Source organism: Veillonella sp., assembly GCF_015058545.1.
Taxonomy (GTDB): Bacteria; Bacillota; Negativicutes; order Veillonellales; family Veillonellaceae; genus Veillonella_A.
In genome coordinates this window covers 1-7723 of the sequence record NZ_SVCB01000136.1, presented here as the reverse complement: position 1 = coordinate 7723, position 7723 = coordinate 1, and the positions used below count along the sequence as shown (strand labels likewise).

At 44.3% G+C, this 7723-nt stretch carries 9 protein-coding genes; all 9 read left to right on the top strand.

Going from position 1 to position 7723, the window contains the following annotated elements; genetic code table 11:
* The coding region (locus tag E7204_RS08630; RefSeq protein ID WP_295183656.1) for a bile acid:sodium symporter family protein at positions 1-691 on the top strand (691 nt) is incomplete at its 5' end.
* A gap of 23 nt (positions 692-714) precedes the next feature.
* Positions 715-1320, top strand: coding sequence for a class I SAM-dependent methyltransferase (locus E7204_RS08625; RefSeq protein ID WP_295183654.1), 606 nt, complete (start codon positions 715-717; stop codon positions 1318-1320).
* Between the two features lie 363 nt (positions 1321-1683).
* Positions 1684-3522: a carbon starvation protein A gene (locus E7204_RS08620; protein ID WP_127058320.1), complete on the top strand. Its 1839-nt coding sequence runs from the start codon at positions 1684-1686 to the stop codon at positions 3520-3522.
* 279 nt (positions 3523-3801) lie between these two features.
* Complete coding sequence (gene zwf / locus E7204_RS08615; protein WP_295183652.1) at positions 3802-5334, top strand: glucose-6-phosphate dehydrogenase; 1533 nt, start codon at positions 3802-3804, stop codon at positions 5332-5334.
* Complete coding sequence (pgl, locus tag E7204_RS08610) at positions 5319-6065, top strand: 6-phosphogluconolactonase (protein WP_127058318.1); 747 nt, start codon at positions 5319-5321, stop codon at positions 6063-6065. The genes zwf and pgl overlap by 16 nt, the downstream gene beginning before the upstream one ends.
* Before the next feature lie 108 nt (positions 6066-6173).
* On the top strand, positions 6174-6410 hold the full coding sequence (gene tatA, locus E7204_RS08605; RefSeq protein WP_127058317.1) for a twin-arginine translocase TatA/TatE family subunit: 237 nt from the start codon (positions 6174-6176) through the stop codon (positions 6408-6410).
* A 115-nt stretch (positions 6411-6525) separates the two neighbouring features.
* On the top strand, positions 6526-6837 hold the full coding sequence (locus E7204_RS08600; protein ID WP_295183647.1) for a heavy-metal-associated domain-containing protein: 312 nt from the start codon (positions 6526-6528) through the stop codon (positions 6835-6837).
* Positions 6838-6919: 82 nt separating this feature from the next.
* The gene (locus E7204_RS08595; protein WP_295183644.1) at positions 6920-7363 is read left to right on the top strand and encodes a cupin domain-containing protein; all 444 of its coding nucleotides are present in this window, start codon (positions 6920-6922) and stop codon (positions 7361-7363) included.
* Between the two features lie 103 nt (positions 7364-7466).
* A partial coding sequence (locus tag E7204_RS08590) for a GTP-binding protein (protein ID WP_295183642.1) occupies positions 7467-7723 on the top strand: 257 nt, incomplete at its 3' end.

Genomic DNA, 7723 nt, shown 5'->3' with positions numbered 1-7723 from the left:
GACGGATATTGCCATCGGTGTGATTCTCGTAGGCTGCTGCCCCGGCGGAACGGCCAGCAATGTGATTACCTACATTGCCAAAGGTGATGTGGCCCTATCCGTGGGTATGACCATTGCGTCAACCTTGTTGGCACCGCTATTGACGCCGTTTTTGATCTATTCATTGGGCGGTACCTGGGTGGAAGTATCCTTCCTCGCCATGGTTATGTCCGTAGTTAAAGTGGTGTTGATTCCGGTGTTGGTGGGGATTGCCATCCATCATTTCTTTGGCAAACAATTGGAAGCCTTGTTAGCTACGATGCCGTTGGTGTCATCCATCGCCATCGTTATGATTATTGCCGGGATTATTTCGGTGAATGTAACGAAGATTTTTACGGCCGGCCTCGTTGTATTGGCGGTTGTGATTTTGCATAATCTTATCGGCATGTGTCTTGGGCTTACGGCGGCCAAAGTGTTGCGTGTTTCCTATCCTAAGGAAACGGCCATTACTATTGAAGTGGGCATGCAAAACAGTGGCCTCGCCGTGTCGCTCGCCACGCTTCACTTTGCCATGAATCCGCTGGCTACTTTGCCGGGCGCCATCTTCAGTGTATGGCATAATATTTCGGGGGCTATTTTTGCCTCCATTCGTCAAAAACACGACGGCACGGAGACTTTGGTAGGCTCTAATGTGGTAAAAAGTGCCGAGTAAGCTAAGTTGTAAAGGAGTAGCGTATGGATGAGCAAGCTTGGGAGCAGTTGCTTAATATTAAAACAGCCGGTCGTGATGACAGTCAGTTTGACGGCGAGCATCATCCGTACGAGCCCACTCCCTATGCGGTGCTGGAGCGTTTAATCAGTACGGGTTATATCGGTAAGCGCAGTACGCTTATCGACTATGGCAGCGGTAAAGGGCGGGTCAGTCTGTTTCTGGCTCATGAAACTCGTTGCCGTTGCATCGGCGTGGAATTTGACGAGCGTTTATGGGAACGGTCGTTGGCTAATCAAAAGACGGCTGTGGCCGGTAAGCGTGTGGAGTTTATTCACGGTGATGCGGTAGCGTTCAAAGTGCCGAAGGAAGTGGATTGCTGCTTTTTATTCAATCCCTTTGCGCTACATACCTTGAAACGGGTATTGGCGAATATATTCGATTCCGTTTATCAAGAACCGCGGCGTTTGCGATTCTTTTTCTACTATCCGTATGAAGAAACGGAAGCGTTTTTACTCAACCATGTGAATCTTACCGTAGAGGACGTTATAGACTGTCGTGATTTATTTGACGGTACGGATAGGCGTGAAAAAATCCTCGTACTTACTGTCGATGAAAAAATTTTTGGATAAAACATATGACCTAAAGCCGTTTTATAAGGGTTTTAGGTCTTTTTATTATGATTGATTATGTATAAAATTAATAAAGTTTTCTATACATTAAAGTCATAGGGAAGTAAAACAACTGATTCCTACTGAAAAAATCGGGATGTTTATTAGACGATTTTTTGACATTTGAATACTTAAATGTAATATTAGAATTGCATTATTCGTAAATGATAATTGACACCCCTCTGTGAGGCGTTATAATAAGGGCGTAGAATTTTCTACTAGGGAAACAACATTGTTTGTGGCGGACGTATTACCTGTTAGCTCTTATTATTTATGAATGCGAGCCATCACCTTCAATGCTGTTAAACATTGGAGGTGTTTTTTATGGAAATGAATGGGTTGTACATTGTAATCGCCTCGGCGTGTATCCTCATTTTAGCTTACCGCTATTATGGGGCCTTCTTAGCCGCCAAGGTACTCGTGTTGGACCAGTTCCGTCCGACACCGGCCGTAGTTCATAACGACGGCCATGACTATGTACCTACGAATAAGTGGGTAACATTCGGTCACCATTTTGCAGCGATTGCCGGTGCAGGTCCTTTGGTAGGTCCTGTTATTGCTGCTCAATTTGGTTATTTACCGGGTTTATTATGGATCTTGATCGGTTCGGTTGTAGCCGGGGCCGTTCACGACATGGTAATTTTGTTTGCGTCGGTTCGTTATGACGGCAAATCCATTGCCGATATTGCTAAGGAAGAAATTTCCAATTTGGCTAGTATCGGCGCCATGCTCGCTACCTTGTTCCTTTTGATTATCACTTTGGCCGGTATGGCCGTAGTAGTAGCCAATGCGCTTCATAACTCCGCATGGGGCTTCTTCTCCGTCAGCATGACGATTCCAATCGCTATTTTCGTAGGTATTTATTTACGCTGGCTTCGCCCCGGCAAAATTCAGGAAGCAACGGTTATCGGTGTAGTACTTATCTTTGCCGCTATTATTTACGGTCCTCAAGTAGCCGCTTCTTCCTATGCAAGCTGGTTCCTTTACGACTTACAGACCATCGAAATCATGTTGGCTGTATACGGTTTCTTCGCAGCGGCCTTACCTGTATGGTTGTTGCTCGCACCACGTGATTATCTATCCACGTACTTAAAAATCGGTACCATCGGTGCTTTGGCATTAGGGATTATCATCGTTATGCCAATAATCCAAATGCCGGCCGTTACCCAGTACATTTACGGCGGCGGTCCTGTCCTTAAAGGTTCCGTATTCCCATTCATTTTCATTACCATCGCCTGTGGTGCCTTGTCCGGTTTCCATACTGTAATTGCTACCGGTACAACACCTAAGATGATTACCAATGAAAAAGAAATCTTACCTATCGGTTATGGCGCTATGCTTACGGAAGCATTCATTGCCATGATGGCTTTGATTGCCGCTACCGCTTTACATCCTGATGACTATTTTGCCATTAACTCCACTACTGAATCCTTCAAAGCTTTGGGGCTTCAGGTTCACGAATTACCGGCTTTATCCCAGATGGTCGGCGAAGATTTAATGCATCGTCCGGGCGGCGCCGTTTCCTTGGCTGTCGGCATGGCGCATATCTTCTCGCGCTTGCCTAACATGGCTCATCTCATGGGCTACTGGTACCATTTCTGCATCATGTTCGAAGCTTTGTTTATTATGACTTTGATCGATGCCGGTACTCGTGTAGGTCGTTATTTATTGCAAGAACTATTAGGCCGTTTTTATAAACCACTTGAAAACGTTAACTGGGCACCGGGCGTATATGGCTGTGCTGCCTTGATTTGTATCATGTGGGGTTACCTCGTATTGCAAGGTAACATCGGTATCATCTGGCCATTATTCGGTGTATCCAACCAGTTGCTCGGCACCATGACTTTGGCCGTAGGTACAACCGTTATTATGCGTCTCGGCCACAAACGTTACGCTTGGGTAACCGGCGTGCCATGTTTCTTCATGGCCATCATTGCCATTGCTGCCGATTATGAAAACGTATTCTACAGTTACATTCCGGCCGGCAAATGGACCTTGGTTGCTTTCAGTGTAGTCATGTTCCTCATGATTGTTATCGTATTGGTAGAAGCTGTTCGCAGCTGGATTCGTTTGGCTAAAATTCCGCAAAACTATAAGACCCAAGCTGAGGTAGAAGCAGAAAGTCTTAAAAAATACGGTGCCGTAAAGGTAGAAGTTAAATAAGACTCTTAAAACTAAGATAGAAAAAGCTTTAGCCGAGTTCATGTAAATCGGTGTAGGCAAAGCTTGGTTTGAATGACATTTATATAAATAACCGCTCTGATTCATTACGAATTCGGGGCGGTTATTTGTATATGCATAAGAATATAGGGATATGCGGGGAAATATAGTAAAAATTTTGTCAATTAGGGGGCAAGATATACCCATATATTGAAGTTCTAGCCGTTTTGTGCTAGAGTAAGCATATGAATGATATTCTATAGTAATAGGAGATTGCAAATCATGAGTGCACAACCAATGACAGTTTCGTACAACTATCGCGAGCAGCTCTGTATTGACTCGGCTCCGGGCCCCGGCGCCATTGTCATATTCGGTGCTTCCGGTGACTTGACTAAACGAAAATTGTTACCAGCTATATATGCTTTGTTTGAGCGTAAATTATTGCCTGAGAAATTCGCCGTAATCGGCGTAGCTCGTACTGAAATGAGCAATGAAGCTTTTCAGGAAGAGGTACGTGAGGCCATGGCAGCCAACGGTGATACCGTAACGGATGATTTCTTGGCACGATTTTCCTATGTGGCCGGCCAGTATACGGAAGCGGCTACCTTTGAACAGCTTGAAACAGAGCTTAAACGGGTCAGCGAAGAACATGGCACGGAAGGTAATGCCTTATTCTATCTCGCTATGCCGCCGACTATGTTCGAACCGATTGTAAAAGGTTTGGCGGAGCAGGGCCTACTCGACGAAGAGGAAGCGTGGTCCCGTGTTATTATTGAAAAACCGTTCGGTCATGATTTGGAAAGTGCCGTAGCGCTTGATAAATCCTTGAAACGTTATATTAAGGAATCGCAGACCTATCGTATCGACCATTATTTGGGTAAAGAAACGGTGCAGAATATTTTGATGCTCCGTTTTGCTAATGCGATTTTTGAACCGCTTTGGAACCACACTTATATTGAAAAAGTGGAAATTACGGTAGCAGAAGAACTAGGCGTTGAAAAACGGGCCGGCTATTATGATAAAGCCGGTGCTTTGCGCGACATGTTCCAGAACCACATGGTGCAGATGCTTTCACTCATCGCCATGGAACCGCCGGCTATTTTTGAAGCTGATGCGTATCGCGATGAAATCGCCAAATTGATTTCGTCCATTCGTCCGCTCGAAGGGCAGGACCTCGGCAAAATATCTGTGCGCGGCCAATATGTGGAAGCCGTTGATTCGGAACGCCCGGCCGTAGGCTATCGCAAGGAAGAAGGAGTTGCCCCGAATTCTCAGACGGAAACGTATGTGGCGTTAAAACTCTTCATCGATAACTGGCGTTGGCGCGGCGTGCCGTTCTACATGCGCACGGGCAAACGTTTACCGAAAAAATCCAGTGAAATCGCCATTACCTTTAGACCGATTCCACACTCGATTTTTAAACCGATTCGTCCGAAAGATTTTAACCAGAACGTCTTGTTGTTGCGTATGCAGCCTCATGAAGGGATGGGCTTATCGTTGGAAGTTAAATCACCGGGCTCCAAGCTTTGTGTGAATACCTTGGAGATGGATTTCTCCTACAGTGATTTTATGCAAGGGGAAGATATTCCGGATGCCTACGAACGCTTAATTTTGGATGCCCTTTTAGGGGACCAAACCTTGTTTGTGCGCAATGATACGGTAGAGGCATCTTGGCGATTATTTATGCCGTTATTGCGTGCTTGGGAAGCTGATTTGGACAATGTGCCACTTTGCTTCTATCCGGCTTATAGTGAAGGACCAAAAGAAACTAATGAGATTTTAGAAGGAGGCTCCTTACAATGGCGCAAGATTTAATTCGAGCTTTTGAGACCGCTCAAGAAGTAGCAGAAGCGGTTGCTAAGGATTTTATTGCCTTTACGGATACTTGTATTGCCGAGTCCGGAAGTGCTGTAGTAGCTATTTCCGGCGGTACCACGCCGAATACTTTATTTGAGCTTTTAAATACCGATGCATATCGTACGCAATTGGATTGGGAAAATATATTTTTCCTCTGGGTGGATGAACGCTTTGTGCCGCAGACCGATCCGGATAACAATTTCTATCGTGCCAAAGAACGTCTTTTTGCATCTATTGGCGGCAGCAGTCATTTCTATCCGGTACCGACAAACAGCGGTACCGTCGAAGAAGCAGCCGATGCGTATGAAAAAGAAGTGGCTACGGTGCTCAGTGCTTGTGAAAAAGATGGCGTAGATCTTGCGTTGTTAGGCCTCGGTGATGACGGTCATACGGCGTCCTTATTTGCTCGTTCTGAAGCTCTTAACGAGAAAAAACGTAATGTAATTCCCGTAACGGACGGCAAAGTATGGAATCGCGTGAGCATGTCGTTTCCGTTTTTGGCTAAGGCGCGGAATGTATGGTTTACCGTTGTAGGTGAATCTAAAGCAGCCGCTCTCGGCCGGGTACTTCGTCAGCGGAAGGAATATATGGACGAATCGTGGGAAGAACGTATCGGCCATGTGCTTCCGGGTGCTGTTCTCTCACAAGATACAGTGACATGGTATGTAGACAAAGCCGCTAAAAACTAATATTTAAATTGACAAATCGTTATGACATTTTCTATAGCGTTTTAGTGGGGTTTCGTGTTACACTGTAATTAGAAATGATAGTTATTGTAGCTAAACGAGGTGAAAATTATGTTTAATTTCGGAACACAGGAACTGATTTTAGTGCTTGTCATTGCGCTCGTTGTGTTCGGACCGGGAAAGCTACCGGAAGTAGGCAAAGCCATTGGTAAAGGAATCAATGAGTTTAAAGACGCTGTAAGCTCTGATAAGAAAAAAGAAGAAAAAGTATCTGATGTGGCTAAAGTGGAAACAATTGACGTGGAAGCGGGCGCCGTTAATGATAAAAAACATAAAGAAATAAAATAAATTGATAATTAAGGCCTCCCTATGCCGTCAGGCCAGGGGAGGCCTTTGCGACTAAATCGTTAATAGTTTAGTGCGGTTTGCACAGCAGACCGGAAGAAGAATGGAGGAATTCATTATGTGTAAAGATTGTGGTTGCGGCAGTACAGGACATGCTCATCAGCAGGTATTCAATGTACCGGGTATGATGTGCAGCAATTGTGAAAATACAGTAAAAACAGCTGTGCTTGGTTTACCTGGCGTTATGGCAGCTGATGTGGATTTGAAATCCAAAGATGTAACTATTTCCTATGACAGCAGCAAAGTTAATGCTGATGCCATTAAAGAAGCCATTGATGCAACGGGCTTTGAAGTAGCTTCCGTATCCGAAGCTACTCATGCTCATGAAAAGGGCGGCCTCATGGGCACATTGAAACGTATGTTTAAGTAAAATAGCGATGCGTCCGTTGCGGTAGTAACGGGCGTTTTTTGCGTTAAACGTATTGGCAGGCCTTAATGTTGAGGAGTTAATTATGATTAAAAAGTTTAATACAGAAACCTTTAATTGGGAGGGCGTAGATACTTTAGTCTATAAACAGGACGGCAGTCCCTTCAAAGATGTAACACGGCAGGTACTCTTTGACGGCGCCTTTGACATTCCCTGCCAATTCCGTTATTTTGAAGTGAAACCGGGTGGTTATTCGACCTTGGAACATCATGAGCATACACATATGGTTATGATTTTCAGAGGCCATGGGCAATGTTTGCTGGGTGAAAATGTGGTGGATGTAAAAGTGGGAGATTTTATTGAAATCCCGAGTCATACAATTCATCAATTTCGTGCCAATAAGGGCGATTATGTAGGCTTTTTGTGTCTTGTTAATATAAACCGTGATAAGGTGAAAATTCCAAGCGAAGAAGAAATTGAAGCCTTAAAAGCAAATCCAACGGTTAAAGAATTTTTAGAAAGTTGTTAAAAGGTATAAGCTATGTTATAATTAACTGTTATTTATATAGATTGATACTTTTGACTATATCAGTAGTTAATATTTTTTATAGCGAAACAGGAGGCATACATACATGATTCGCGAAGATATTCGTAATGTCGCAATTATTGCGCACGTTGACCATGGTAAAACAACCTTGGTGGACGCCCTTTTAAAACAAAGCCATATTTTTAGAGAGAATGAAAAAGTGGCAGAGCGTGTTATGGACTCTAACGATCTTGAAAGAGAACGTGGTATTACCATTTTGTCTAAAAATACGGCTGTCATGCATAACGGCGTAAAAATCAACATCGTTGACACCCCGGGCCATGCTGACTTCGGCGGCGAAGT

Bases quoted from the DNA above. Each gene is read 5' to 3' on its own strand.
- E7204_RS08620 (WP_127058320.1), top strand. From the start codon at position 1,684: ATGGAAATGAATGGGTTGTACATTGTAATCGCCTCGGCGTGTATCCTC.
- pgl (WP_127058318.1), top strand. From the start codon at position 5,319: ATGGCGCAAGATTTAATTCGAGCTTTTGAGACCGCTCAAGAAGTAGCA.
- tatA (WP_127058317.1), top strand. From the start codon at position 6,174: ATGTTTAATTTCGGAACACAGGAACTGATTTTAGTGCTTGTCATTGCG.
- zwf (WP_295183652.1), top strand. From the start codon at position 3,802: ATGAGTGCACAACCAATGACAGTTTCGTACAACTATCGCGAGCAGCTC.
- E7204_RS08600 (WP_295183647.1), top strand. From the start codon at position 6,526: ATGTGTAAAGATTGTGGTTGCGGCAGTACAGGACATGCTCATCAGCAG.
- E7204_RS08625 (WP_295183654.1), top strand. From the start codon at position 715: ATGGATGAGCAAGCTTGGGAGCAGTTGCTTAATATTAAAACAGCCGGT.
- E7204_RS08595 (WP_295183644.1), top strand. From the start codon at position 6,920: ATGATTAAAAAGTTTAATACAGAAACCTTTAATTGGGAGGGCGTAGAT.